Source organism: Streptomyces sp. ITFR-21, assembly GCF_031844685.1.
GTDB lineage: Bacteria > Actinomycetota > Actinomycetes > Streptomycetales > Streptomycetaceae > Actinacidiphila.
Genome location: NZ_CP134606.1, coordinates 120,784 through 146,952 on the forward strand (window position 1 = coordinate 120,784; position 26,169 = coordinate 146,952).

The following is a 26,169-nucleotide window of genomic DNA, read 5'->3' on the forward strand; positions in this document are numbered from 1 at the left end:
TCGGGCCCAGGGGTCTGGGTATGGCTGTCGGCTTGTCGCCGTTGGATGGCTCAAGTGACGTGGCCGCCGGGAGCCCCGCGACGACTCGACCGCCGTAGATGAATACACCCGACCAGGAGGCACACTGTGAACGTTTCCCCCGACCCGATCACGAATCTGGAAGAAGCAGCGCTGGAGCGGGAAAAGCTACTCGACTACTTCGCACGCGGACTGTGCTGCGCACTAGTGCGTTGTCCACGAACGTTCGCCGGGTGGTGGTGACACGCCGGTCGGTGTTGGCGGTGTCGGGTCCGGAGGGTTCATCCTCATTGGCGACGTGATCGCTGTTGAGGGTGAGGACGCAGATGGCAGAGCCGGTCAGGGCACGTCGGTTGACTGATCAGGAGGGGCAGCGGCTGCAGCAGATCGTTCGGCGGGGGCGGCATGAGTCGGTGAGGGTGCGCCGGGCGTTGATCATCATGGCCTCGGCATCGGGTACGCCTGTGTCGGCGATCGCCCGGCTCGTTGCGGCGCACGAGGACACCGTGCGGGACGTGATCCACGCGTTCAACGACAGGGGGCTGGCCGCGCTGGACCCTCGGTGGGCGGGAGGCCGTCCCCGCCTGATCAGCGATGAGGACCGCGAGTTCATCATCGCGACGGCCACCACCCGCCCGGTTGCGCTGGGACGTCCCTTCACGCACTGGAGCCTGCGCAAGCTCACCGACTACCTGGCCCGCAACCGGGCCCGGACGGTGCGGATCGGCCGCGAGCGGTTGCGGCAGATCCTGCGCGAGCAGGGGATCTCCTTCCAGCGCACCCGCACCTGGAAGGAGTCCACCGATCCCGACAAGGACACCAAACTCGACCGTATCGAGCACGTGACCAGTCGCTTCCCGGACCGGTGCTTCGCCTTCGACCAGTTCGGCCCGCTGTCGATCCGCCCCTGCCACGGCACCGGCTGGGCCCGGGAGAACAAGCCCGACCGGCTGCCGGCCACCTACCACCGCACCCACGGCATCCGGTACTTCCACGGCTGCTACTCCCTCGGCGACGACCAGCTGTGGGGCGTCGCCCGCCGCCGCAAGGGAGGCGACCACAGCCTGGCGGCGATCAAGTCCATCCGGGCCGCCCGACCCGACGGCGCCCCCATCTACGTGATCATGGACAACCTCTCGGCGAACAAGACCCCGGCCGTCCGGGCCTGGGCAAAGAAGAACAAGGTCGAGCTGTGCCTGACACCGACCAGCGCATCGTGGGCCAATCCGATCGAGGCCCAGTTCGGACCCTTACGCAACTTCGTCATGGGCAACTCGAACCATCCCAACCACACCGTGCTCGCCCGCAGACTCCAGGACTACCTGCGGTGGCGCAACGCCAATGCCCGCCACCCCGACGTCCTGGCCGCTCAACGCCGCGAACGCGCCAAGATCCGCAGCGAACGCCAGCAACGCTGGGGCCGCCCACGACCCAAAGCTGCCTAACGAACCCCGGCAACGTTCGTGGACAACGCACTAGCCCACCGCGACGACCCGAGCGAGGAAGCACTCACGAAAGCCAAAGCAGTCGCCGATGACTACCTGTCCGCCTATGAAGAGTGGATGGTGCAGCTCGCCGCACACAACGCGAGCAAGGGTCCGACGCACTGATCTACTGACTGGCCTTGGGCTGAGCGTGGCGGGTCAGTCCAGCGGTGAGGACGGCGTCGAGGTGTTCTTGGGGTAGGTCGTCCCACCGTTTGCGGAGATTGTTGAGCCACTGGCCGATCTTGAACTCCTCGCCGTCGACGGTGACGGTGTCGCGTTGGCGGATGTGGATGTGGCCTTCGCGGGCGCGGAAGATTTCGACGGCGGCAAGGCCGTGGTCGAGCTGCCGCTGCTGGCGAGCAGCACGGCCAGTGAGCTGCGGCGTGGCAGGTTCGGCCGGATCGAAGGGCGTGATGCCGAGTTCGGCGACGAGGCGGGCCTGTTCAGGGTGGAGGGTGTGGAAGGTCTGGCTCTGGGTGCGTACCCATTCGCCGATGGGTTCGTCGTTGTCGTCGAGGAAGTCCGGGGGCAGGTCGTCGAGGGCGATGCTGGCCTCGGCGTAGATGCGGGCGGCGTAGTAGAGGCGCTGCCAGCTGATCGGCCAGGGCGGGTTCCACCAGGGGTCGATCTCTGCGAGAGCGGCATCGGTCGGGTCCGGTTCGAGCCCTTCGTCGGCACGGGCCCGGGCGGTGCGCCGGCGGTTGGTCAGCCACCGCCCGAAGGCGAAGTCGCCGATCATCGCTTCGGTGGGCGCGGCGAGATGGCCGCGGCGCTCGGCGTAGCCGCGGGCGTGGAGCAGGCCGCGTTCTGCCGCCTGGGATCTCAGGTTCCAGATCATGCCGATCTGCTGGAGCGCCTTGACCTGGCGTGGCTTGAGGGTCCCGGCCGCGTATGCCTTGCGCATGCGGTTGACCCAGCGGCCGAGGGCGAACCCGTTCTCGTCGTCGTGGAGTTGGGGGACATCGAGGTGCCCGACGGTCTCGTAGTAAGCGGTGGCCGCTTCCAGGCCGCGGCGGAAGGAGGCATCGCGCGGGTAGAGGACGCGCAGCCGGAACGCCTGGGCGATGGTGTCGGCGGGGAAGGGCCGGTCGAAGACGACGTCGACCGGGGGCGCGTTGTCTTCCTCTTCGTCCTCGGGTGTGAGGGCCGCGGGCTGCTGCGGGACGGCGAGACGGTCGGCGATGCGGTCGTCGTGTGCGCGCAGGGCCTGCAGGACGCGCCAGAGCGGCTTGTACAGGTTGGAGCCGAGCAGATCGTCGGCGTCCTCACCGGGAGCGACGTAAACCGGAATGATCAAGGTGGCCTTTTTGCCCTGGCCCGGGTGCTGGCGCAGCGCGCGGCCGACGGCCTGCACCGTGTCGACGATGCTCTCTTTGGGGTCGGCGAAGACGACGGTGTCGATGCTGGGGATGTTGACGCCCTCGCCGAGCAGGCGGGCGTTCGCGATCACCGTGCGGAGGGCCGGAGCGAGGTCGCCGAAGGGCCGGCCGTCGAACCGGTGGAGGAGGTGCTGGCGGTATTCGGGGTCCTGGGTGCCGTCGATGGCGGCCGACCAGAGCTCGCCGGGGTCGGGGCATCCGGTGCCGGTGGGGTCGAGTGCGTAGAGGCGTGCGGCTGCCTCGGGGAGGGTGGCGGCGAAGTCGTGGGCGTCGGCAACCCGGTGGTGGAAGCTCACGACGCGGCGCAGGTCGAGCTCGGCCATGGCGCGCAGGACGGCGATCTGGAGGGCGGCCTGGCGCAGTTCGGCTTCGGTGGCCCGGTCGGAGATTCCCAGGCGGGTGCGGATGGTTTCCTCGTGGACTTCCATGACGACGACGCGGTAGTCGGCAAGGAGGCCGAGATCGATACCCTCGGCGAGCGGGAGGCGGTGGCAGGTCTCGCCGTACAGGGCGGGATCGTCCATCGACGCGACGAGGCTGGGGTCTTCGTCCTCGTCGGGTTCGCCCGCCGACCAGATCCGCGGAGTGGCGGTGAGGTACATCCGCTTGTGGGCGGGCACGAGAGCGTCGTCGTGTACGGCCGCCCATCGTTTGCCCAGGTCACCGCTGGTTCGGTGGGCTTCGTCAACGGCGATGAGCGACCACGGCGGCAAGTCGTAGTCGTGGTGGGCCTGTTGAACGCGGACCAGTGAGTGGTAGGTGGCGAAAACGGTGAGGCCCGGATTCTGGCGGACCGCTGCGCTCAGGGCGTACGGGTCAGTGGTGAACGCGACGGGCTCGGTGGCGGTGTGGGGGCGTTTGGAGCACAGGGCGAGCACCGGTCCGGTCATGCCGGCGGTGCGCCAGTCGTCGATGGTCTGAGCGAGCAGCTCCAGGGTGGGCAGCAGCACCAGGCGGGTGCCCTGGGGGGCGACGCGGGCGGCGGTGCGCGCGGCGACGTACGTCTTGCCGGTGCCGCAGGCCATCACGATGCTGGTCCGGGCCGAGAGCCGCAGGGCGGTATGAGCGGCGTGGACTGCCTGGGACTGGTGCTTGCGCAGCCGCACCCGCGGAGGCGGAGCGGTGGTGGCGGGTGCGGCCACGGTGACGGTCAGCCTTTCAGATGGGGCGGAGATCAGCCGAGGCTGAAGCGGATGTGGTCGATGCCGGTGAGCTCGACGCTCTGGAGGCTCTGGGCACGGGTGCCGCCGTCGGTGAAGTAGTCGTCGCGCAGCCCGTCGGCGACGATCTGGGCGAGCTCGTCGTCGCTGGCTCCGGCCGCCTTGGCCTCGTACAGCGCCGCCGCAGTGGCGGCGTCCAGGCGGCGGGACAGGCGCCGGTAGCGCGGATCGTTCGTGGTGCCCTTGGGTGACTTGAAGCCGAACTTGCCGCGGACGTCGACCTTGATGCCCTGGTGACTGACGGCGTCTTGGAGGCGCCGGGCCCGGACGAGGGGCTGCCAGAGGTTCTTCACCTCATTTTCGATGAGGGCGGCGGTCTGGGGCTTGGCGCTCTTGATCTCGTTGTCGCGGTAGCGCTCGACGGTGCGCTGGCTCTTGCCGATCTTCTCGGCGACCGCGCGGGCCGCTTCGGCGCGGGTGCCCTTCTCCTGCTTGAGGAGGAAACGGACCCGCGCGCCGAGGGTTTTGGGGATCGGCTGGGAGAAGGCGGTGTCGGCCGCCTCTTCCAGGCGGTCTTCGATCAGTCCCACAGGTCAGGTCCTTCGTTCTCAGGCCGCCCGCACGAGGCTGTGTAGATTCGCGCCGCGGCTGTCATTCCGGACCGCGGTGACCTGCTGCTTGTGCTTCAGTCTCATCAGGTGTCCCACGGTTTCCGTCTCAGGTCGGGGGCATTTCCTCACACGGCTTCGTCCTGCTGGCCACCATCGGACTTCCATGTCTGGTCGAACCAGGTGATGAAGTTCTTCACGGTTCCGATGTGAGCGATTCTCTCGTGGATGGCTCGCTGATCGTGACCGGGGAGGAAGTCGCCGCGGCCGATCGGCTTGCCGCATCCGCAGCTGCATTCACGGTTGCCCAGCGGGGAGTCGAAGTAGGTGATGGGATTCTGCTGGGCGCCGTTCGGGGCCGGCTTGCCGACGTAGTGATCGTGGACGGGGTCCCCGGGGCCGAGGATGCGGCCTTCGAAGGCCCGGCGCCCACCAGGGACGTCGACAACCCGGTCGATCTCCAAAGCCTGGCGGATGATCCCGCCGCCATTGACGACCGCGAACCGCTCTCGTTCGACGCGCGATCCGGGCATCACCCAGACTCCGCGGGCGACCTCGTATAGCTGCTGGTCGGACAGCCCGTCGCTCCAACCGATCTGCGCGCGCTGGAGGGCATCGCTGTTCGGGTCGACATCCTTCTTCTTGCCGAGGGTGATCTGAATCATCGCGCCTCCCTGCGAGGCCGCCACGTGGTCGGAAGAGCCGAGGCGACCTGTTCAGAATATACCAGGCATCCCCGTTATAACGGGGTCTCGCAAGTTCCCTCTAGAGGCAATCGGCACCCCGGAGCGGAGCGCCCGGGCCCGGGGCGCCCGTGCAGGGGAGAGCGAAGGAAGAGCGTTGACGGCGTGACGGCTGAACAGCACGGAGTCCACGCAGCACTGACCATGGTGTGACCCCAGCTCCTGAACGAGCTGATGCAAAAACTCTCTCGCTCTGGTTGATCATGACTGAGGGACTGAGCGGCCTGCGCTCACGGACTCGAATGGGTGTGCACTGCCCACAGCGTGGGGGCGCCGGGATACCGATCACGCACGCGCCGCGTGGCGTAGTGCAGGGCATGGGCGTTCCGCTCGCCCCGGGGCGGGATCGTTTCGTTGTCGGTGAGATGGACGTAGAAGTCCATCGCCAGGACGAAACCGGTGAAACTTTCCTGGAGAGCGTTCCAGAGAGGCCCCGGGTGGCGGACACTCGCAGCTGACGGGCCCATGCCAGTCCCAAGTGCGCCCGGCTATCGGATACTTCGGAGGGGGACGCGTGTCAGCATCGGGATCCGGATCGGCATCGGCCGGTCAAGGACGGCAGGAAGAACCGGGGTTAGGAAGTACGGGGGGTGTGGGAGGCAGGCCGCCGGCAGTTCCGCCCGTACCGCCTCCGTCACCCACGCCTCCGCCCACGCCGCCTATGCCACCAACGCCGCCCGGTGCTGGGGCCCCCAGCAGCACACGACGCCGAGTCGTGGTCGGCGTCGCCGTCGGGGCGGTCGTTGCCCTCCTGGCGACCCTTCTCACCGTCCTGTGGCCCGGCGGCGCGCAGTCCGACGGCCGGGCGCGGAAGGAGGCTGCCGCGCGGGCCGCCGCCGAGGCGGCCGAAGACGTCACCGCCGCTTCCGTCAACCTTGCCGCGAGTGGCGTCGTCGTCTACGAGGGGAGCTACTCGGGTTCCCTGCTCGGTGGGTCGCATACACGGATGCAGGTGACGTCCGGCGGCACCGTGCTGTCCGAGACGACCCTCGACGGGGTGACGGTCAAGACGCTGGCCGTCGATGGCAAGACCTTCGTCAAGGCAGACTCCGCCTTCTGGCAGCGCTACGGCCTCTCCTCCGACAAGTACACGTCGATGTACAAGAACGCTTGGGTCAAGTCACCGGCCCTCGGCGGGTACGACACCAGCGCCTCCCTGCGGTCGCTCGCCCCCGGCACCATCGCCCATGAGCTCCAACGGGACGCCGACAAGCGTTTGGTGAGCCCTGGCGGGCTCTCGACCATCGGCGGCGTCAAGGTCCGCGAATACGCGACGCCCACGCGGATCCTGTACATCACGGCCCAACCTCCGCTGCGGATCGTACGAATGGCGCCGGCGGAGGTGTCACGGCCGTCGTCCGGAGCGCCATCAGGGGTGCCATCCTTGCCGACCGGCGTACCTTCACTGCCCACCGGGTATCCGTCGCTGCCCAGCGAAATGCCCTCGCTGCCAAGCGACTTGTCCTCGTTGCTCAGCGATCTTCCGGCGGTGTCCCCCGTCTCACCGGCCGGCTACCACCCCGAAACCGGAACCGGAAACGAAATCGGCGGCGCTGCCCGACCCGGCTCCGCTCAGGTTAGCTCTGCCCGTGCAGCCGCCCTCGGCGACGCCGGCGTCTCCTACTCCCTCGACCTGCCAGCGCTCAACGACACCCAGCGCAAAAGCCTCCAGGGTGACGTCGAGAAGGCCGTAAAGGAGTTGGAGAAGTCCGTCGACCTGGGTGTCAGCTTCTCGGTCTCCGGCAACATCACGCTCAGCCCGTGCAGCACCAGCGGTTGCGTGGCGAACGCGACGATCACCAACTCGATCGTCTCCGGGGACGACACACGGCCGGCCGGGCCCGTCTCCGCTCAGGTCACTATCAGCGTCACTCTCGATGGGCGGCCGGTGGGCCAGTGCTCACAGGCAGTGTCCATGCCGCCCAACGGAAGCGCCAGTGTGAGTTGCCCCGGCAACTTCTACATTCCGCCGTCTCGCAATCCGAAGACGCACCTCGTGCGCGCGGAAGCACAGGCCATGGCGCGCGCGATGGTGCAGAAAGAAGTCAAACGCGTACTGGAGAAGGTCACTCAGGACTGGAAACGTCACAGCCCCGACTACGGTGTACCCGGCCTGTCGTCACCCTTCAAAGGCAGCACCGACCAGCCGAACAAGTTCAAGTACCGCAACCCCGGCCTCGCCCGTGCCAACGAACCGAAACCGTCCGCCGCCGACCTTGAGGCGGCCCAGGACGTGAAGAATCCGGCATCCGGTACGCGTGACCACATGTACCAGACGTGGAGCAAGTACGTGGCGAAGCAGGACGCTGCGAACAAGCCGGTGAAGCCTTGGACCGAATGGCGCAACAACTACGTGGAGAACCAGGGGAACCCCTACAAGGGTGAAGCCTTCGAGGGCGAGTTCGCCGAGGTGAACAAGCTGAAGGCGGAGGACGGTTGGCGTTTCGGAGACTCCGCGCAGCAGCTCACGTCCCGGGAGATGATGAACAAAATCACCGGCGTGGACCGGATGCCCGACATCGTGAACTTCGACAAGCAGGTCATGTACGAGATGAAGTTCGGTGGTTCGAAGGTCAAGGCGGACCAGGTGGCCAAGGACAAGGAACTCATCGGCCAGGGCTGGCGCGTCATCTATATCTTTTCCAGGCAGCCGTCGCGCGCGTCGCGCCTGATGCTGGACGAGGCAGGCATCCCCTGGAAGGTCTGGAAGGCGGTGGGTACCGCGGTCCCCTGACCGTGACAATAGCCCTGTATGTGACCGTGACCGCGGAACCGCGTGGTCCAGGAGAAAAAACAGAGGTCAGAGGGTGACGAATGTGAGCGAATACGGCAACCACACCGAGGCATACCTGGCCGAAGACCGCGCGAACATGACCGAGCCCGCGCGTGCGTTCCTCGACGCGTGGCTGTCCTCGATGGACACCGAACTCGACCGCTGGAGAACGGTTTTCCTCCCCGCCGGATTTCCCTACGACTTCACCCTCGGCTCCCTGGACGCCCTCGAACCAGTCGCCCTCGAACGGCTCCCGGACCAGGCGGCCGTTGCCGCCGAGCACAACGCCGACTTCACCTCCGGCGCGGTGCGCTACATCGGTGAGGTAGCGCGCCGCTCCGTGCCGTCACGCTGGGGTTATCAGGATCGCGGAGAGGACCACCCGAGCCCCTACAACCGTGTTCCGGTCCTACGCTCCAACACTCCCCTCGACTTTATGAGGGCCGTAGCACCGGAATTCAGGCTGCGGTTGCTGGCCCGGGACAGGGAACCCGGCATCCTCCGGAAGATCGTCACCCCGCTTCTGAGAGCCGTCGAGGAGGCTCGGGATGCTGGCCTCTAGCCTCGATCGTTCATGAGTCCTCGTCGGTTCACTGACGGGGACTCTTGCTTGCGAGCTGCGGAATTTCGAGGGCTGGGGCAGGTTGGCGGCCCGGCTGTCGCGTCGGGTGGGCGTCGGGGTTCCACGGCTCCCGGGATGTTGCTGTGGCTCGTCGGGACGGTCGGAGTTGCTGGTCAGCCGGGGTTCGGCAGGGCTGCGAGTCGCTGGATCGCGCGGGTGATCACATCTGTCCAGGGCCATTGGGCGGTGAGGCGGAGCCAGCGGCGGCGGCCGGTGGTGACCAGTTGGGCGGCGGCGGAGAACAGCCGCAGGCGGAGCTTCTTGGGTTCCCAGCGGCGGGTTTTGCTGGTCAGGGCGAGCATGGGCATCCAGGCGAGGAGGCCGAGTGCGAGGGAGACGATCTCCAGCCAGATCTGGTTCTGCGCGGTGTCGTGCAGAGGCAGGTTGCGCAGGCCGGTGTCGCGGGCGTTTCGGATCCGGTCCTCGCAGCGGGCCCGCCGGCGGTGACGTAGTTCCAGGTCGGCGAGCTGGCCGCCCTTGGTGTTGGTCGCGAAGCAGGTCAGCCGTAGTCCGTCGAGGTCGGTGAAGCGCAACTGGGCGCCGGGGTGGGGCCGTTCCTTGCGGACGATCAGCCGCATGCCCCTGGGCCACGTGCTCAGGTCGGGCATGTCGGTGATCTCCGCGACCCAGGCGCCGGGCCGCTCGGTGCCGTCGGCATCGTAGGCCGGTGTCCATGCCTTCTTCGGGATCTTCAGGACGGCTTGGTGGATGACGTCGGTGATGGTCATGCCGACGGAATACGACAGCCACCGGCCCCGGCGGGTGAGCCAGTCGAGGAAGGCGTGGGTGCCGCCGGCGGAGTCGGTGCGGATCAGTGTCTGCCGGCCCCGCCGCAGATGTTTGGGGAGTTGGGCCAGGGCGAGTTGGGTGGTCTCGATGTGATCGCTCGCGGTGTTGGAGCCGGCGTTGCCGGGCCGCAGCAGCGCGGCGACCGGCTCTCCGGAACCGTCCTGGCCGTGGTCGACGAACGCGACGAGCGGGTGGTGGCCGTAGGTCTTCTTCCAGGTCGCGGTGGCGTCCTGCTTCTCGGAGTGCGCAAGCACCAGCACGCCGTCGATATCCACGATCACCGATCCGTCGGCAGCGGGACCGTTCACACCGGCCAACTCCCAGACTCTCGCCCGTATGTCGGCCCGCGCCGACCGGATCGCGGTGAGGGCCTTCGGGCCGGCCGCGGCGAGGGCGTCGATGAGCCGGGAGACCGTGGGGTCGGACGCCACCGGGCCGAACACGGCCGGTTCGGCCCGCAGCATGGCGACATCGGCGAGGCAATCCCCGCCCAGAGCCGTCGCGAGTGCGACATCCAGCAGGACCTTGCCCGGATCATGCACCGCCCGCGGTTTGCGCCACGGCGCCATTGCCGCCGATATCGCGGTGTCCAGGCCGGATTTGCGGACCGTCTCGACCAGGAGCACCGCCCCGGCCTGCGAGACCGCCCCGCTGCCACCGCCCTCGACGCGAACACGCGGGTACAACCCGATACGCTTACTCACCTGGAGGGTGCTTCTTTCTTTGCAGCTGACAGGACCCTAGATAAGTCCCATCGTTGCAGGTCAGAAGCGCTCTCCGCTTATTTGATCAAGCATCGGACGACCCGCCTCACGAAAGCCCGAGGCTAGCGCGGGCCCTGGGGCGGATGGTGCAGCAGTCACGGAGATCACCACGGGACCAACGGCGGCCTACCATGCGTAACTCCGCAGATCGAGCCTTCTAGGCGGGGCACTTGGGGCGTCTGGGCGAGCTTGTCCCCGGCTTGCCGCTGGGTGAACGCGCCTGAGCGCGTGGTGACCATGGCGGGCATGCCGGGGCGCATCCGTCAGAGCTTCACGATCGATCACCGGCGGCCGGGTCGGCGCTTGTCCGGCGGCCGGGCAGGTCATGGCGTCGGCCCAGGTAGCTGATCATTCCGAGTGAGAAGCCGGTCTCCTCGGCGAGCTCACGGCAGGTGCGTCCGGCGGCCCGTTGCTCGCGGAGCCAGTCGAGATCGATCTGGCGCCAGCGGGTCGCTTTGCCCTCGCGGGTCATGCCGTACTCGCGGACCATGACCTTGATGGCCTCCTCGTTCACGTCGACGTGCTTCGCGATCCACTTGAGCGGGCGGTACTCCTCGAGGTAGAGGCGGGCGAACGTGTCCCTGGGGAGCGCGGCGCGAGCCCGGCGGATGGTCGCTCCTCTCTCCCACATCGCGGATGGCTTGGGGGGTGCCGGCTGCTCCTGCAGGACGAAGCGGACAGCGTCATGGCTGACGCCCAGGCGGCGGGCTGCTCCGGCTGTCGTGAGGGATTCGTCCCGGATGAGGCGGTGCAGCGTGTCGAGGTCGATGTCCCCAGGGTCGCAGCCGGGCAGTTCGAGACCGTCGATGATGTCCGTCGGCGGCTGCCAGGTGAGGGGCTCGTCATGGATGCCCTGCCGGGCGAGGAACTCGCCTGCATGCTCTCCAAGTTGGCTTACCAGCGCGGGGGTGAGGTCCGTTTCGAAGGTTCGCAGCATGGTCCGCAGCTCCGGTGTGGCGGGTGCGTAGGCGGCGGGCGCGAGGGTGGCCGGGAGGCCGCTGATCCGTTCGAACAGCAGTGCTCGGGCGAATTGGTGCCGCCGCACCCCGCCGGGGTCGAATTCGATGTCCCGGCAGAGCTGTTGGAAGGTGTCCAGGGGCAGCAGATCGCGGTAGTCGACCGCGCGGCGGCGGTCGTAGTCGATCGGTGATCCCTCCTGGTCGAGGTAGTCCGCCAGCACGGACAGGCCGATGCTGATGGCCTTGAAGTGCCCCTGCTTCGTGAGCCGGTGCGCCATGTGGGGGCCGAGCCTGTCTTCTGCCGGGGATCGAAGGAGCCGGGTCGCTGTGGTGAAGTCCTCTCTCGCGCCGCCGATGAGCAGGAGGTAGCACGACAGGGCCGGGCGGATGGTGCGAGACAGGGCCCCACTCGAAGGGCTCAGCCGCGCGGACCACGCCGGCCAGAGCTGCGTCGGGATCCTGGGGGCCCGCGCGGCACCTTGGGCTGAGGCCGAAGGGCCGGGCCTGCGGGGAAACCGGTCTGCGGTGCGGTAGCGCAGCTGGTCGCTGTGCTTGAGCCGGGGGGCCAGCGTCGCAAGGTGGACCGCGTCGAAGACCGGGCTGGTGTGGCGCCAGCGGTGCGGGACCTTGAGTGGCATGCTGCCATCGGCGTCACTGATCAGGTGGCGAAGGGCGGCTCCGGCGGCATGAGCATCGTCGTGCCCGAGGATGTGCAGGGCCGCGCTGACGGCGAGGGCGGCGGTCGCGGCCCGCCGTGGGGCCAGCCGGCCCGGCAGAGTCTCCTCGGCGGGGTCGAAGGGCCGCGGTGCTTCGGGCACGGGGTGCTGATGCGCCGCAAGGATCTCGGGCGGGACGAAGTCCACCAGCCGTTCCGGGACGCGGCGAAGGAGGACGCAGGCCAGGGCCCGAAGGTCACCGAACAGCGCAAGGCTGGGCTGGGGCTTGTCCTGGTAGACGCCGAAGTCGGCCTGCCCGGAGGCGATCACGTTCTCGATGATCTTCTGGGCCGCGATCACCGGTCCCTGCGCGGTGAGCTCGATGGCGCCGGCTTCCTCGAGCGGCTGACCGCACCGCACCGCCCGCGAGGAGTCGTCCTGGGCCGGGCTGTGGCAGTGCCCCGGAGTAAGCGGGTGCCGTGTGGTCGCTGGGAAGTGCCGTGACGTACGGCTGCAGCGCGGGCAGGTGTCGACCAGCAGCAGGTGGTGGTCGAGGCAGGCGAAGGACCAGCCGAGTCTCCATTTGAGCAGCCATCGGCCGCCGTTGTCGGCCAGGCAGGCCGGGCAGTAGCGGGAACCGCGGGCCCGTCCCCAGACATGCCGCGCCGCGACCCGGCGCCGCCCAGGATCGATCACGTGGACCCGCCGGTCGTAGTGGGCCAGGGTCATCGCGTGTATCTGCGCCGGGGCGACGCCGGCCGACCAGGCGGCTGTCGCCGCCTGGTCCTGATCGAGGAGGGTGACGAGGTGGCCCAGGATGCCCGAGCTCACCGGCCTGGACGGGCTGCGCGGCAGCAGGCCCATGGAGGCTAGTGCTGCCCCGCAGAAGTTCATGGAGGGGAGCCGGGGGCTGGTGACCGGCCAGTGGGTTGGTTGGATGAAAACCCGATGCACGGTATCGGCCGGATGGCCAGACTCGCCCGTATGGCAGCCGAGATCACTCGAATCAATCCTGATGAGCTCCATCCGACCCCGGGTTATCACCACATCACGGTGGTGGAAGCCGGCCGAACGGCGTTCCTGGCTGGGCAGTGCCCTCTTGATCGTTCCGGTGAGCTGGTGGGGCCGGGTGACCTCGACGCGCAGATCGATCAGGTGGCATCCAACGCCCTTGCTGCCCTGAGCGCGGTCGGTGTCCGGCCGGATCACGTCGTCCGTTCGGTGATCTATGTGGTCAGCGACGATGTCACGGTCCTGGGTTCTGCCTGGCGAGGCCTTACCCGTTCGCCGATCGGACCTGCGTTCACCACCGCGAGCACGCTGGTTGGAGTCGCGCAGCTCGGTTTTCCCGGGCAGCTGATCGAGGTCGATCTCACGGCGGCGCTGCCCTTGTGACCAAGGGGCGGCGGGTCGGGGGGTGGGGGTCAGTTCGCCTTGAGGGGGCTCCCGTCGTAGGTCCAGCGGAACGGGCGGGCGTGTTCGTTCCGCTGGATCATCCAGGTGTCCATCTTTCCGATCAGGTCGTCCCGGCTGGTGAAGTCGCCATAGCGCAGGACCGCGCGGGTCAGCGCGGAGAAGACGAGTTCGGCCTGGTTGAGCCAGGAGGCGTGGGGCGGGGTCCAGTGGACGTGCCAGCGCGGGTGGGCGGCGAGCCACTCCTTGGTGTGTTTGGCGGTGTGCGAGGAGCCGTTGTCGAGGACGACGTGGACGTCCTTGTCACGGGGCAGGAGCCGGTCGAGCCGGTTCAGGAACGCGGTGAAGGTCGCGGCGTTGTTGCGCTGGATCGTCTCGATCAGGGTCTGCCCGGTGGTGACGTCGAGGGCGGCGACGATCGAGGCGGTGCCGTGGCGGCGGTATTCGAACTCGCGGCGGGCCGCCCGGCCCGGTGCCGGTGGCTGGGAGGGATAGCGGCGTTCGCGGGCTTGGATGGCGGTCTTCTCGTCGATGGACAGCACGATCACCCCGCTCGGCGGGTCGCGGTAGAGGCCGCAGATGTCTGTGACGCGTTCCCAGAAGTCGGGGGTGTCGCGGCGGGTGAGCCAGCCGGTGACCTTGTGCGGTTTGAGGTCCAGGTCAGCCAGGATCCGGCCGACCTGGGACGCGGAGATCGGCGCGAATACGGTGCCCGCGACCCGGTCGGCGATCGCCGCGTGGGTCCAGCTCGCGGCCGGGCCAGCGGGGGCGCTGGTGGCCGCGGCGACCACGGCGACGCGCACCAGGTCGTCGTAGATGCGGGGGCGACCCGAGCGGGCGGCGTCCTTCAGGCCGTCCAGGCCCCGCTCGGCGAACCGGCCACGCCACTTGCGGACGGTGTTCACACTCACCGTCAGGCGGCGGGCGATCACCGCGTTGCCCGTCCCGTTGCCGGCCGCCAGCACTATCCGTGCCCGAAGTACCTGCCTGACCTGGGACTTCGGAGAAGATACTGTCCACTGCAACACTCCGCGCGTCTGTTCATCGATCACCACGGTCACTGCTGCCGCACACCGCCCCGCGTCCTCCGCCATGATCCGTGATCATGGCGGAGGACCGGCAAGGGCGGCAGGATAGGGCTGTGCCGAAGAATCTGCCCGAGTCCATGCAGAACCACCTGCGCGAGCGGCTGAACATCCGCGCCGGTGAACGCTGGGCGCAGCTGGCCAAGGTCCACGTCCGCTTCCGGGCCGGATTCGCCTATGTGGATGGCGAGTTGAAAGACGGCGAACGTCTTCCGCTGTGCCGCCTGCGCTTCACCGGAGTCCTGCACACCTGGGGCTTCGCGCTCTACCTCGCCAGCCGAGACGGCTACCAGGACAACGTGCTGCCAAGCGGGCTTCCCGCAGCCAGCCCCGAAGAATGCCTGGACTGCGCGTGCGGCCTCTACCTCGGCCCTTCAACGGTCTGACCCCTCCACGAACTTCTGCAGGGCAGCACTAGGACGTCGCCGGTGGTGGTGCCGAGCCGGTGGGCGATCGCCTCCCACCATGAGTCGAGTGCCTCGCCCGGATGCGGGGCCAGGCGGATCGGCAGGGTCCGCGCGTGCGTCACCGGCGAACCGCCTTGCGAGCAGTCCGTCGTGACCGCTGGCCCTTGAGGAGATCGCGTACGTCGTCCTGGGCGAGGTGGGCCGCCTGGTCGATCTTGACGCGGCTGAGCAGGTCCTCGTCGAGACGCTCGGCGCCGGTGCGCACGGCCCGCTGGCAGCCGCGGTTGATGAGCGTCATCAGCGAGCCGATGTGGCCGCTGGAGCGGATGAAGAGGTAGTCGAACAGATCGTCGGCGAGCATTCCCCGGTACTTGCCGCTGAGCGCCAGGCGCTTCTCCAGGGCCAGCAGCAGCTGCCGCCACTCGGCGCGGCCCTGGTCGCTCTTGAGCTCGAAGGACCGCATGTCCAGGCGGGTCGTGCGCCGGCCCGTCTGGGCCAGGACCGCGTTGTCGTAGGACTCGCCCTCGGAGAACAGGCCACGCGCGGCCAGGCCGACGCCGACGAACAGCAAGGTGACCGGGAACTCGTTCGCGATGTACTTGAAGTGGTTACTCACCTCAATACCGCCGGTCGCCCTCCACCGCAGGAAGTGCAGATCGTCGACGATCAAGAGCTTCACATCGCAGGAGAGCACGCAGTCCAGGGCGCGCTGGGCGAACTGCGCGGTGGTGCCGGTGGTGCGGCCGGGGTGGCCGAAGAACTCCAGCATCGCCCGGTTGAAGTCCTTCATCCCGGTGTTGCCGGTCAGGCCCACCCGGCAGACCGGGAGCCGTTCGTGCCCGCCGGCCGTGAACGCGCCGCCCTCGGCGATCTCCCGGCGGTGGAAGTCCCGGGCGAAAGCCAGCACCGCGGTGGTCTTGCCGAGCCCGGGAAAGGCGTCCACCGCGACGGCGCCCTTGGCCTTGTCGCCGTCCTGGGCGTTGCTGTCGACGATGTCCCACAAGTCCTCGTGCAGCTCGGCTAGCTGCGGGGTGCGCAACGGCCCGAGGTTCGCGTGCCAGACCCGCCGGGCCTGGTCGTACTCAGCCCGAGCCCGCTCACCCAGCGCCAAATACGCGCTGCGGGGCAGCAGTTCGGGCTGGACGCGCGCCTGTGCGTCCGCGAACGCCGCCCAGCCCTCCTTCCGGGACAGCGTCAGCGCGTCCAGACGGTGGGCGTCTGACGGCGTCCAGGTGCTCTCGCTGTTCACGCGTCCTCCAGGGCGTCGGTGTAGAAGTCGCCGTCGTCTTCCAGCTCGACCAGCTCGGCGTCCTCGGGCACGTCGTCGTCGCCCGTCTCCTGCACGGCCTCCGCAGCGGGCCGCGGCTGTGCCGTGTCAGGGAGTTCCATCAGGCGCCTCACGCTCGGCAGTATGGCCACGTGCTCTTCGGCCTCGGGCAGGTCCAGGGCGGCCTGTTCCCGTGCGAGCCGCAGCGCCATGCGGCGCTCCACCAGCGTGGTGCCCAGACCGAGGTTCCACCGCTCGAACAGGTCACGGACCGCGGCCTTGTCGTCCGGGAACCGGTCGCGGGCCGCGGCCAGGCGGCGCGCGAACTGCAGCGCCTCCTCGCTCACCGGCATGTCCCGGCCCGGTGCGTGCTCCCAGCCCAGCGCGTGCCAGCGCCAGTCGGCGGGATCGCGGAAGTAGACCGTATTGATGTCGTCCGGGTTCACCGCGATCGGCCACTTGCCGTCCCGCTCACCGCTGAGCAGACCGCGGTAGGGGTCCAGGGCGGCGCCGTTGTAGCGGCGCGCGTCCAGGTCGATGCCGTAGTGCTGGATCCTGCGCCGCTGAACCCGCAGGAACTCAAACGCCAGGTCAGAATCGCGCGGGACCTCGATGTAGCCGGCCCTGTTCAGGCCGTGCTCGAACATCGCCGCGGGCGACATCCGCAGCCCCGGCACGCCCGGGTCGACCAGAGAAGTGTGCGGCCTCACGTGATACACGCAGGCCACCCACTCGCGGATGATCGCCTCAAGTTCGTGGAGGAAGAAGAACGCCTCCCCCTCCGGGCGCTCGCCGCGCGAGTGCAGATCGGGCCCCTTGTAGCCGGGCAGGCCCTGCAGCAGGTCCTCGCGCAGGGTCAGAAAAAATCTCTCCAGCGGGCCCTTGTCCCGGCCCGTCCGCAGCCGGGCCGGCTGCACCGAGATCCCCAACCGGCGGCAGACGCTGGTCAGATGCTCCGAGACGAACACCTTGCCGTGGTCGACCAGCACCGTCTCCGGCACCAGCGCGGGCGACGCCGCCGAGCGCATCGGCCCCTGAAGCGCCGTGGCCTCCACCAGGACCGACCTAGGTATGCCGTGCTCGGGCCAGACCGCGTGCGCCGGCCAGTCAGCTCCCGCGGGCCGGGGCCGAAACGCCTGGTAGAGGGCGACGCTGGCATCGACGGCCTTCGTCGACACCGGAGTGATCCTGATCCCGCAAATGCAGCGGGTGTACCAGTCCATCGCGACGGTCAGCTCCGCCTGCAGCCACTGCAGCGTGACCGGGTCCAGCGCGAACACGTCCAGACGGTTGGTGTCCATCAGCAGGTACTCGCCCGGCCGGGTCGGCCGCAGCTTCCCGTAGACCCCGCCGGGCCGGGCGGCGATGTCCCGGTTCCGCTTCGTGCTCAGCCGGAACGTCGGATGACGCCGCTCGACATCTTCCAGAAGGCGGTAGGCCGTCGCCCGGCTGGGCAGGTCCTCCTCGTCAAATCCCCGGGCCAGCAGCCGTGCCCGGGTCCGCTCGATGACCATCTTGCGCGACGGCTTGGACTGGCCCGTGTGCTCGACCATCACCTCCAGTGCCGCCTCCGACCACGCCTCCGCGTTCCGGTGCCCGGACCGCGGCCCGCTGCGGGCCGGCACCAGTCCCGCCTCGCCGTCCTGGCGGAAGGCCGCCGCCCACCGCTTGACCGTGCGCGCGGCCACCCCCAGCTCGGCCGCCTTCGCCGCGTACCGGCTCTCCATCGGCTCACCCGCCGCGTAGACGGCACGGGGCTCCCCCACGGCCGCCAACTCCTCGCTGCCGCTGCGGAACCCGGTGAGCACCTCCCTCACGTGCGCGGCCCGCTCCAGCACCATCTCCCGCTCCCCGGCGTCCAGACGGGCCAGCACCACCGCCGCCGTCTCGTGCGGATCGTCAGAGGCAGGACCTGGCCCGTCCGGGATGATGCGGGCCCGGTCGGACAGCAGCAGTTCCTTGACGGCCAGCCGCAGCAGCCGGCCCCGGCCGTCCTTGAGGACCACTTCGCCGCCCGCCTGCGTGCTGGCGAGCTCGACCACCTCGACGATCTCGCCGTCGTAGGAGAAGCGACTCCCCACCCCCACACGCACCGCGGCCCCGCTCACCACGCCGTCCTCAGCACACTGCGGGCGCTCAGGGGAACGCTCAGATCGGTCAGCCACTGCTGCTTCCACAGCAGATGCAAGACAGCCGCCCGCACCAGCGGCGCCGGACGCTCCGGCAGGCAGGCGAACGCCTCGCCCAGCGTGTCCCCGCCCACGACCCGGTCACGGACGCCGTCGAGGATGACCGGATCGAACAACCGATCCGGCGGTGGCTCCTCGCCCACCGCCTCGCCGTCCATCTCCTCCGTCAGGGCCGGCTCGAATATCTCCTCGGGCGGGTCAGGCTCGAACAGCCAGTCGCGGCGGTAGCCGGCGAGGAACCGGACGTTGGCCAGCTCGGCGTCCGGCGGTTCACTCCACACCTCGTAGCGCCAGCCGCGGGACTCAACTGCCTCGCGGGTCCAGGCGAAGGTCAACGCGTGCTCCGGCCTGGCCACGCGGTGGCGCGGCTTGACGTCGACGACCAACGGGCCCATGGTGGTGGCCATCAAGTAGTCGGGGATGTGCCGACGCAGTGCGCCGTCCACGTCGGCCCTCAGCAAGAAGGGCTGGGCCACGATCGCCGTCACGTCCCGGTCGAAGTCGGCGTACAGCAGCCGTGCCAGCTCCAGCCGCGACTCGTAGATCACGTGATCCGACTGCGTACATGACCAGTACGAACCCGAGTAGTGCTTCTGCCCCATGTACCAGCGGAAGATCCGCCACGGCTCGGCCGCGTACAGCATCTCCAACGGCGCCGACTCCCAGGCGAGGCCCTCGCATACCTCGTCCTCGGCGAGCCGAACGCACACCTCTACGTCCACCATCCGCCCCCAGTGCCCGTGTAACTGACCTTGATCGCAGGACAGTTACACGGGCACTGGAGTACGAAGGATCACACGCACTTTCGATCACCCGAAAGGATGATCATTCCGAGCTGGGTATTCTCAGCAGCGCGTCATAAGTGCTATTCAGAGGTCATCGCTTGCGAGAACATGACGCGGATTCTGAGTACCTACAGGCTGGCGTCCTTGATCTCGTTGGCGATGTTCACGCCATCGGTGAGCAGGTCCACGGCCCACTCCATGGTCTGGGAGCCCTGGTGCTTGACGGAGCCGGGATTGATGCCGATCCGGAAGCCTCCGCGTACGGGCTGTCCGTCGGGACCGAGCAGCACCGGGATCGGGGAGAGGCCGTCGCAGGGGTAGACGACGCAGTCGGTGTTGACGGCGAGCGGCCAGAGGTTCGCGGTGGTGGCGAGGTGCCACATCTTGCGGTGCATGTTGGTGCGGGCCTTGGAGAGGATCATCGCGCGGATGTCGGGGCGCCAGGTCTTGCGGGACAGGGCCGGCCACGGCTCGCCGAAGATGTAGTCGAGGCCGAGGTTGGGGCGCTGGCGCAGCTTGCCGATGCCGGACTTGGCGGTGGACTTGATCGCGTTCAGCAAGGTCACCAGGGCGGGGTCGCCGTCCTTGTGGGCGGCCATGGCAGCAAGGAACTCTTCGTCGCCGAGATCGGCGGTGACGCCAAGGCCGGCCATCGTCGTCAGGTACGCGGCGCGCAGCCGTTCGTACCAAGGCTGGAGGTAGGGGCTGTGCACCTCGCGGACCCAGGCTTCCAGCGGGCGGACGTGAGCGCCGAGTTCGACGGCGTACTCGACGGTGGGGGTGGCGTACCAGGCAGGGCCTTCGGGCCTGAGGCCGCTGGAGGTGAAGGGGTTGGGCATGCGGGGGTCGATCTCGACGTGCGAGAGGTCCAAGTACCACGAGCCGGGGAGATCGGGGTCGAAGTCGGGGTTGCGGGGGCGGTGGACGGCGGGACCGGTGCCGACGTGAAGGCGGCGGCAGGCTGCGAGGAAGGCCATGGTCACGTCCAGGGCGACGACGTGGGACCGGGCCCGCTCTTCGCCGGTGACCAGGTCGACGGGCCGGACCCAGATGCACGCCTCCTCGTCCAGTGCCTCGCCGGCGGGGCGGGTGCCCTCGTCGGGGTAGTCGGCGGCGACCAGCGGGTGCTCGTCGGGCGCCTCGCACGGGGCAGGTTCGACGACGGTGTGGAGCGTGCCGGGGACCTTCCCGGAGACGTACCTGTTCTCCTGCGCGTTCCACACGGCCTTGGTGGGCGGGCGCAGGGCGGTCATGAGTTCTTCGCCGCTGACGGCCACGGTGCCACGCGGGGTGATGACCAGGTCGGCGTAGGAGCCGAGGAGCCGGGCGAGCTGCTTGGCAGACAGGTGCTCGGTGTCTCCCCAGGCGCGGGTCTCCAGGGCGCGCCAGGGAACGACGGCGAGTTGGACGCAGTAGCGGCGGCCGTCGAGGCGCTTGAAGATCCGCGGCCAGGGGCCGAACCCGCTCTTGGTCAGTTCCCACCCGCCGCGCGTGAGCTGCTTGACGATCTTGTGGTCGGCGGGGAGGCGGAGCCCTTCCTGGTCCTCCAGGTGGGCGGGCAGGTCGAAGTAGGCCACTGCGGAGGCGGTGAGGATGAGCAGCGGGTCCTGGTCGAAGCCGTTGTCGTGGAGTTTGCCGGCGCCGAGCCGGATCCGATTCTTGTCCAGGGCCCACGTGGCCAGGGCCTGGATCGTCCTGGCCGGGCACGGTACAGCGCGGCCGTCGACCAGGTAGGCGGTCAGAGCGGCGTCCTGGATGTCCAGGACGGCGATCGGGCCGTCAGCGTGCTCGGGCGCCACCGTCTTGACGGCCGGCTTCTTGGCGGGCTTGCGGCGTGATGCCGCAGCCGGGGCTGCTGCCGGCCGGCGCGCGGGCGCTTCCGCCCGGGGCGACGCGGCGGCCGGTGCCTGCGGCTGGGGCACGGCCGGTTCAGAAGTGCTGTCCGGCTCCGGCGGTTCGGGGGCCGTTGCCGGCTCGGGCGGCGCAGCCTCACGGTCGTCCGGCTGTGAGGGCACGGGCAGGGCGGCGGCGGGTGCTTCGGGGACAGAAGCGGGTTGGGGGACGGGGCGGGTGCCGCAGCGCGGCGCGCCGGCGCGTGCCGCGGCTTCCAGATAGAGATGGCGGGGCAGTCCGTCAACGAGGTACGGGGTGCTGCCTCCGCAGCGGACGCACGGCCCGACGACTCCTTCGGGCAGTTCGTCCCATGAGCCGGGTACGTCGAATTCCGTCTCGGCGGCCGGCAGCGGGAGCGCTGCGGAAAGCGCGAGCGCGGCGCCCCCGGCATCCTCGTCCTGAGGAGCGGCATTCCCTTCCACGGGGACGGCACCGGAGACCGCGGGCGAAGGGGTGGCCAGGGCCGCCCGCACGGTGAGTTGGGCAGCGAAGTGGGCCAGCAGCCGGGCGTAGAGCTGTCCGGTCTTGCCGCGTGGGGAGCGGGGAGGCTCCTTCTCCCAGGTCCACACCGTTTCCCGGGCGACCCCCAGGGCCTCGCCGAGCTGGCTCTTGGTCCAGCCCCACTCCTCGCGCAGCCGCGCCCGTTCCGGCACGGGCGGAAGCGGCGGAACCGGGCCCTCGTCGGGGAGCTGCGTGAGCAGGGACTCCACAGCCTTGTCCACGATCGTCCTCCACTCGCTGAATCTAACGCGAATCTAACGTACAGCCGACCGACGTCCGGGTCAATCCTTAACTCAATAATCACGTGTACTGTAGACGTTGCGTATCTCGATAAACGATCGTAATGTCATTGCCGACGGGCTGATTGGCGGTCCGCGACGAGGAAGGATCCCCCGTGTCCACGAAGGACTTCATCGCCTCGGCAGGCCGCGCGGTCGGCGCCGACGCTCCTGTTGGTGCCCGGGCGCGCGCCGAGCTCGCACGCTTCCTGGCTCTGGCCGCTGAGGATGACGGGCATCTGCCGGAGGAGCCCGAGGCGCGGCGGTGCGCCGTGCGCATCGCCGACGCTCTGGAGCAGGACCGGGCCGAGGAAGAAGCGGGAACCGCGTGGTCACGCCTGAATGAGCTGCACCGGCGCCAGCGCGAGACTGCGGTCCAGGTGGCCTCGGACCTGGCTGGGGCGCTGCGCGCGATGTACCCGGCGGCCTACGCCCTGGTGCTGGCCGAGGACGACGGCGGCAGCTTCAGGCCCGCGCGGCTGATCTCGGCCGGCGGCCGCACCGTTCGCGATCTCGTGACAGACACCTCACCGCTTCCTCCGATGCCCGCCCGCCTCCGGGACCGCTGGCCTGCCGGTGCGCTCGAAGGAGTGAACGGCCTGGTCGAGGTCGTGAGCACGCTCGCAGCGTGCGGACTCGGCTTCGATGACCTGCCGTCCGAGGTCCGTGGCGAGAACGACTGCCACCACAGCCACATCCCCGCCCTCCTCCTCGACGAGGGCTGCGAGTACGGCTGCTGAGCACCCCAGCACAGACGGGGCGGCCGCACGACGGCGCGGCGCCCCCGTTCCCCCCCGCCCGCCGCGCACCTTCGGGAGCAACTCATGGCCTCACCCCACCCGCACCCCCCCGTCCTCCACCTCGCCCGACCGGCACTCCGCGCCCGCACCGGCCCGCACTCCGCACCCCAGCCGGACAGCCTCCGCCCCGCGCACGCCGCTGTGGCGCGATGACGAGGCGGACCCGGTGTTCCTCGTCATCACCCCCGACCGCGTCGAACTGCGCACCCTGGACTGGTTCAGTGAGCACTGGTCCCGCGAGGCCGGCCACAGCAGGTTCCGCAAGCGCACCCCTTTGTTCTTCCGGCTTCTGGCACCCGGCACGGTCGATCCCCAGGTCTTCTCCGTCCACGGCGAAGAGCACCACGGCTACGGCTACGCCGACGGGCGCCGGTTCCTGCGCTGCTCCGCCGTCATCACCACGGCGCCATACCACCCCGCCGATCCGCCGAAGAACTACCGCTTTCGCTACTGGGAGTACGACCCACTCCCCGATGAGCCTCCTATCACCGATGTCGAGACGTACACCCTGCCCGCCTGATGGCGATCGTCCGGCCCAGCGGGCCCGTCTCGCCTACCAGGAGATCCCTGGCACACCCCTTGGACCCCTCTCCTCATCAACCGTTTTGCTCGAATCCTCACGTACGAAGGTAGGTATCACCGTGGGAAATGCTTCAAGGCCTGGCAGCGTCGTCGTCGGGGAAATCGACCATGATCCATTCGAAGTAGAAGGAGAGCGGTACTTCGTCCGAGAACTGGTCTGGAACGGCATTGACGATCGTTCATACGAGCTGGTGAGCGTTCGTGACGAAGTGCTGACCGCTGAGTCGTTCGACCGGTACCCCACTCAGGCACAGATCGCTGCGGTGCTCGAAGAGCACGGCGTCGACGTCGAACTGGAGCGGTGCAAGGTGTGCGGGGGAGAAATCCTGCGAGCCACCGCGCACCGGCACGACAACGGGTGGGTGGGCTCCTGCTGCTGGGACGAACGGTTGCGGATGACCGCCTGAGAGCAGCGAGTAGGCAGAAGGTCCAGCCGTCCCCACACCCCCGCCGGGGAGCGATGCGCGGCCAGCCCGCCGAACGTCATCAGCTCAACACCCAAAGGAGATCGAAGATCATGACCTTTCGCACGCCCCGTCCCCACCTTCCCTCCGAGCCTGGTGAACCCGCCGCGCCCGGCTCCCTGATCACTGTGGAGAACGGCACCGATATCCTCATGCGACGCAGCCTGGAGGACTACGCCCCCTCGGCCCAGGTGAACGTGCTGGAGGCCGCCCAGGCGCTGGAGGACTTCCGGCTCGGCGGCGGCCCCGGCGCTCTGGCCAGGGCTGAGGAGAACGCCGACCGGGCCATCACCGCCTTCCAGATCCGCACCGGCGAGCGGGACGTGGCCGCCTGGCAGGTCGCCGTGACCTACATCGTCGAACTGCTGGCCACGCGGTACAGCGCGGAGCGCCTGTCGGCGTTCGACCCGGCTCCGCCCGTGCCTTCCCTGTTCACCCCGGTCAGCCCGATGCGGCTGGAGAAGATCAGCTACGACGCGCACACCGGCATCCTCACCGCCGCGCGGCTGCTGGAGCGGTCGCGCCGCGAAGTCGACGAGATGGACGTCGCCCGGAGCCAGCACTCGATCCACGAGGCGGCCCGGCTCCTCCAGGACGAACTGCCCGGACTGTCACTGCCGTTGTGGGTTCTCATCTGCCGCTTCTGCGCGGAGGCGCACGCCCATACCGTTCGCGGCCGCGCTACGACCGACCCGGCCGTCACGTCCTGACGCCCGGGTCGGCATGCTCATCCACCGGGGCAGCGGCCGCAAGGCCGCCGCCCGTTCCTGAAGGAAGAAGGAGTCATCAGTGAGCGACAGCTCTTCTCCCACCGGTACGACGGGGACAGACGGAGTCCGCGTGCGGCAGCTCTGGCAGGACATGGCACCGGACATGGTTGCCCGCGAGCGGATGCTGCGCGTGGCTGAGATCGGCGACACGCACGCCGACTGCGTGGTCGAGCACGACACCCAGGGGACCGCCGGCCGCACGGCCCGCATCGCGCTGCGCCGCTTCGCCGGCAGCGCCTTCCGCCTCGTCGAGGAGGCCGTCGACGACGCGGACCAGATCGCCCACGCGCAGTTCCTGAAGGCAATGGCCGAGGTGCAGGGCGCGAACCCCTTGCCGGCCGCCTACGCCGCCGCGGCCCTGAGGGTGCACAAGGATCTGCTCCGCGAGGCCAACAGCGAACCGAACTGACGACGCTCGCCGCCGTGTCGCCCGCCGGACGGACACAACGCATCGCACGGGCCCGGCTCCGGGAAGGAGCCGGGCCCGTGTCTGTCTCGGGCGCGCTGCCGGGCGCAGATCGTGGAAGCCGGCCGGGGCCGGCCCTGGTTCACCTGGTGTAGATGCCCTCGTGCTCCCAGGCACGCAGGGTTTCGTAGTCCCGGGTCAGTTCGGTGAGGCTGGGGGCGGCGAGGTAGGCGTAGCCCGGCGAGGTCAGCAGGTCGGTGGTCGGCTCCAGGACCGTGCCGGGGTCGGCGGCCCGGGCGGCGAATACGACGCTCGGCAGTTCCGCGATCTTGGTGAGGGCCTCGGCGCTGGCGCATCCCCGGTGGTGGTTGACGAACTGGACGCAGCGCAGCGGCCGACCGCCGGAGACGGCGGCGTGGCTGTGCAGCGACTGCGGATCGGTCAAGGCGGTGACCGCCAGCGTGGTCTGGGACAGGCCCAGGTAGGCGTCCACCACATCCGGCGCGGTAGCTCCGCCCAGGCGGGCGCCCGTCTCGATCAATACCGGGCCCCGGGAGGTGAGCATGACCTCGGTGTGCGCCGGTGTCTCGGTGATGCCGAGGGCATCGAGCACCTTCCCCACGAAGGCGGTGAGCAGCCGCCCTTCGGCGCTCGCGGGGGCGACGGGCTCCTCGAAGTCGTAGACGGGCGTGGCCGCCGGGCCCACCCGCTTGGTGTAGCGCCAGATCTCCGCCGTGTGGTGGACGCCGGCCGCCGAGACCGTGGTGATGTAGTACTCGGTTCCGTGCACGCGTTCTTGGACGAGCACGGCACGGTTGGGTTCGCCGAAGGCGTTGGGTGCGCTGAGGATCGCGTGGCCGGCTCGGGCGGCTTGTTCCGGCGAGGCGCAGAACGTCACCCCGTCGGTGCCCGCGCTGGCGAGGGGTTTGACGACGGCTTCCGTCAGGCCCGACGCTGCGAACCAGTCCGCTGCCGCGCGGGCGGTTGTCACCACGGTGCTGTGCGGAGCCGCCAGGCCCGCGGCGCTGACGGCCTCGGCCATCAGGGCCTTGTCCCGGCGCGCCGGCAACAGGTGGGGCACGTTCGTGGGCAGGCCCAGGGTGCGCGAGAGCGTCTCCGCCAGGAGGACGCCGGACTCCGTGCCGGCCACAACGCGCGCGAGGTGATGGCCGTTGAGCCGGTGCGCCAGAGTCGTCACGTCCTCGGTGAAGCCCAGATCGCGCACGTAGTCCTGCGGGCGGAACGTCCGCAGGAGGAAGGGCCGCACGTCCGGGCGGCTTCGCACGTGGACGCACTCGACGCCCGCTCCGGCAAGACGCCGGGCAAGGGCGGCACCGGTGGAGTACCCGTCGACGATCACGACCTGCATGG

General features: G+C 69.2%; 21 protein-coding genes. 10 read left to right on the top strand and 11 right to left on the bottom strand.

Annotated elements, in window-relative coordinates; genetic code table 11:
* The first annotated feature begins 344 nt into the window (after positions 1–344).
* Entirely contained in the window at positions 345–1,463 is a 1,119-nt protein-coding gene (locus tag RLT57_RS31275) for an IS630 family transposase (RefSeq protein WP_311301039.1), read from the top strand.
* A 166-nt stretch (positions 1,464–1,629) separates the two neighbouring features.
* On the opposite strand, the gene RLT57_RS31280 is transcribed toward RLT57_RS31275, so the two are convergent.
* From RLT57_RS31280 to RLT57_RS31290, 3 genes are all read right to left on the bottom strand, one after another.
* Entirely contained in the window at positions 1,630–4,026 is a 2,397-nt protein-coding gene (locus RLT57_RS31280; protein ID WP_311301040.1) for a DEAD/DEAH box helicase, read from the bottom strand.
* 32 nt (positions 4,027–4,058) lie between these two features.
* The gene (gene tpg, locus RLT57_RS31285) at positions 4,059–4,634 is read right to left on the bottom strand and encodes a telomere-protecting terminal protein Tpg (protein ID WP_311301041.1); all 576 of its coding nucleotides are present in this window, start codon (positions 4,632–4,634) and stop codon (positions 4,059–4,061) included.
* A gap of 146 nt (positions 4,635–4,780) precedes the next feature.
* Entirely contained in the window at positions 4,781–5,317 is a 537-nt protein-coding gene (locus RLT57_RS31290; protein WP_311301042.1) for a hypothetical protein, read from the bottom strand.
* A 793-nt stretch (positions 5,318–6,110) separates the two neighbouring features.
* Here RLT57_RS31290 and RLT57_RS31295 point away from each other — a divergent pair.
* Together RLT57_RS31295 and RLT57_RS31300 are read left to right on the top strand one after the other, a co-directional pair.
* Positions 6,111–8,129: a hypothetical protein gene (locus RLT57_RS31295; RefSeq protein WP_311301043.1), complete on the top strand. Its 2,019-nt coding sequence runs from the start codon at positions 6,111–6,113 to the stop codon at positions 8,127–8,129.
* An 82-nt stretch (positions 8,130–8,211) separates the two neighbouring features.
* Positions 8,212–8,730: a hypothetical protein gene (locus RLT57_RS31300; protein ID WP_311301044.1), complete on the top strand. Its 519-nt coding sequence runs from the start codon at positions 8,212–8,214 to the stop codon at positions 8,728–8,730.
* Positions 8,731–8,903: 173 nt separating this feature from the next.
* On the opposite strand, the gene RLT57_RS31305 is transcribed toward RLT57_RS31300, so the two are convergent.
* Together RLT57_RS31305 and RLT57_RS31310 are read right to left on the bottom strand one after the other, a co-directional pair.
* Positions 8,904–10,283, bottom strand: a complete 1,380-nt coding sequence (locus tag RLT57_RS31305) for an IS1380 family transposase (RefSeq protein ID WP_311301045.1) — start codon at positions 10,281–10,283, stop codon at positions 8,904–8,906.
* Between the two features lie 331 nt (positions 10,284–10,614).
* Positions 10,615–12,852, bottom strand: a complete 2,238-nt coding sequence (locus tag RLT57_RS31310; protein ID WP_311301046.1) for a TniQ family protein — start codon at positions 12,850–12,852, stop codon at positions 10,615–10,617.
* Between the two features lie 90 nt (positions 12,853–12,942).
* Here RLT57_RS31310 and RLT57_RS31315 point away from each other — a divergent pair, with 90 nt between their 5' ends.
* The gene (locus tag RLT57_RS31315; protein WP_311301047.1) at positions 12,943–13,353 is read left to right on the top strand and encodes a RidA family protein; all 411 of its coding nucleotides are present in this window, start codon (positions 12,943–12,945) and stop codon (positions 13,351–13,353) included.
* Between the two features lie 29 nt (positions 13,354–13,382).
* Here the strand turns inward: RLT57_RS31315 and RLT57_RS31320 are convergent, their stop codons facing one another.
* The gene (locus tag RLT57_RS31320; RefSeq protein ID WP_311301048.1) at positions 13,383–14,426 is read right to left on the bottom strand and encodes an IS630 family transposase; all 1,044 of its coding nucleotides are present in this window, start codon (positions 14,424–14,426) and stop codon (positions 13,383–13,385) included.
* A gap of 86 nt (positions 14,427–14,512) precedes the next feature.
* Here RLT57_RS31320 and RLT57_RS31325 point away from each other — a divergent pair, with 86 nt between their 5' ends.
* On the top strand, positions 14,513–14,842 hold the full coding sequence (locus tag RLT57_RS31325) for a hypothetical protein (RefSeq protein ID WP_311301049.1): 330 nt from the start codon (positions 14,513–14,515) through the stop codon (positions 14,840–14,842).
* A gap of 139 nt (positions 14,843–14,981) precedes the next feature.
* Here RLT57_RS31325 and RLT57_RS31330 read toward each other — a convergent pair whose 3' ends face one another.
* The 4 genes from RLT57_RS31330 to tap form a co-directional block, all read right to left on the bottom strand.
* Entirely contained in the window at positions 14,982–16,112 is a 1,131-nt protein-coding gene (locus RLT57_RS31330; RefSeq protein ID WP_311301050.1) for an AAA family ATPase, read from the bottom strand.
* The gene (locus RLT57_RS31335; RefSeq protein WP_311301051.1) at positions 16,109–18,238 is read right to left on the bottom strand and encodes a helix-turn-helix domain-containing protein; all 2,130 of its coding nucleotides are present in this window, start codon (positions 18,236–18,238) and stop codon (positions 16,109–16,111) included. Before RLT57_RS31335 ends, RLT57_RS31330 begins: the two co-directional genes overlap by 4 nt.
* Positions 18,235–19,044: a TnsA-like heteromeric transposase endonuclease subunit gene (locus tag RLT57_RS31340; protein ID WP_311301052.1), complete on the bottom strand. Its 810-nt coding sequence runs from the start codon at positions 19,042–19,044 to the stop codon at positions 18,235–18,237. Before RLT57_RS31340 ends, RLT57_RS31335 begins: the two co-directional genes overlap by 4 nt.
* Positions 19,045–19,232: 188 nt before the next feature.
* Positions 19,233–21,719 carry a telomere-associated protein Tap gene (gene tap, locus RLT57_RS31345; RefSeq protein WP_311301053.1) on the bottom strand — a complete coding sequence of 829 codons (2,487 nt, stop codon included), beginning with the start codon at positions 21,717–21,719 and terminating at the stop codon, positions 19,233–19,235.
* Positions 21,720–21,892: 173 nt separating this feature from the next.
* Between tap and RLT57_RS31350 the strand changes: the two genes are divergently transcribed.
* The 5 genes from RLT57_RS31350 (at position 21,893) to RLT57_RS31370 (ending at position 24,801) form a co-directional block, all read left to right on the top strand.
* A complete protein-coding gene (locus RLT57_RS31350; protein ID WP_311301054.1) occupies positions 21,893–22,516 on the top strand; it encodes a hypothetical protein in 624 nt (207 codons plus the stop codon).
* A 226-nt stretch (positions 22,517–22,742) separates the two neighbouring features.
* A complete protein-coding gene (locus tag RLT57_RS31355; RefSeq protein WP_311301055.1) occupies positions 22,743–23,096 on the top strand; it encodes a hypothetical protein in 354 nt (117 codons plus the stop codon).
* A 253-nt stretch (positions 23,097–23,349) separates the two neighbouring features.
* Positions 23,350–23,565, top strand: a complete 216-nt coding sequence (locus RLT57_RS31360; RefSeq protein WP_311301056.1) for a hypothetical protein — start codon at positions 23,350–23,352, stop codon at positions 23,563–23,565.
* Between the two features lie 110 nt (positions 23,566–23,675).
* Positions 23,676–24,332 carry a hypothetical protein gene (locus RLT57_RS31365; protein WP_311301057.1) on the top strand — a complete coding sequence of 219 codons (657 nt, stop codon included), beginning with the start codon at positions 23,676–23,678 and terminating at the stop codon, positions 24,330–24,332.
* 79 nt (positions 24,333–24,411) lie between these two features.
* Positions 24,412–24,801 (top strand): DUF6354 family protein, encoded by a 390-nt coding sequence (locus RLT57_RS31370; RefSeq protein ID WP_311301058.1) that lies wholly within the window; start codon positions 24,412–24,414, stop codon positions 24,799–24,801.
* Positions 24,802–24,940: 139 nt separating this feature from the next.
* Here the strand turns inward: RLT57_RS31370 and RLT57_RS31375 are convergent, their stop codons facing one another.
* A complete protein-coding gene (locus tag RLT57_RS31375) occupies positions 24,941–26,167 on the bottom strand; it encodes an ATP-grasp domain-containing protein (RefSeq protein WP_311301059.1) in 1,227 nt (408 codons plus the stop codon).
* Positions 26,168–26,169 lie beyond the last annotated feature (2 nt).

Bases quoted from the DNA above. Each gene is read 5' to 3' on its own strand.
- RLT57_RS31275 (WP_311301039.1), top strand. From the start codon at position 345: ATGGCAGAGCCGGTCAGGGCACGTCGGTTGACTGATCAGGAGGGGCAG.
- RLT57_RS31290 (WP_311301042.1), bottom strand. From the start codon at position 5,317: ATGATTCAGATCACCCTCGGCAAGAAGAAGGATGTCGACCCGAACAGC.
- RLT57_RS31310 (WP_311301046.1), bottom strand. From the start codon at position 12,852: ATGAACTTCTGCGGGGCAGCACTAGCCTCCATGGGCCTGCTGCCGCGC.
- RLT57_RS31315 (WP_311301047.1), top strand. From the start codon at position 12,943: ATGGCAGCCGAGATCACTCGAATCAATCCTGATGAGCTCCATCCGACC.
- RLT57_RS31340 (WP_311301052.1), bottom strand. From the start codon at position 19,044: ATGGTGGACGTAGAGGTGTGCGTTCGGCTCGCCGAGGACGAGGTATGC.
- RLT57_RS31365 (WP_311301057.1), top strand. From the start codon at position 23,676: ATGACCTTTCGCACGCCCCGTCCCCACCTTCCCTCCGAGCCTGGTGAA.
- RLT57_RS31375 (WP_311301059.1), bottom strand. From the start codon at position 26,167: ATGCAGGTCGTGATCGTCGACGGGTACTCCACCGGTGCCGCCCTTGCC.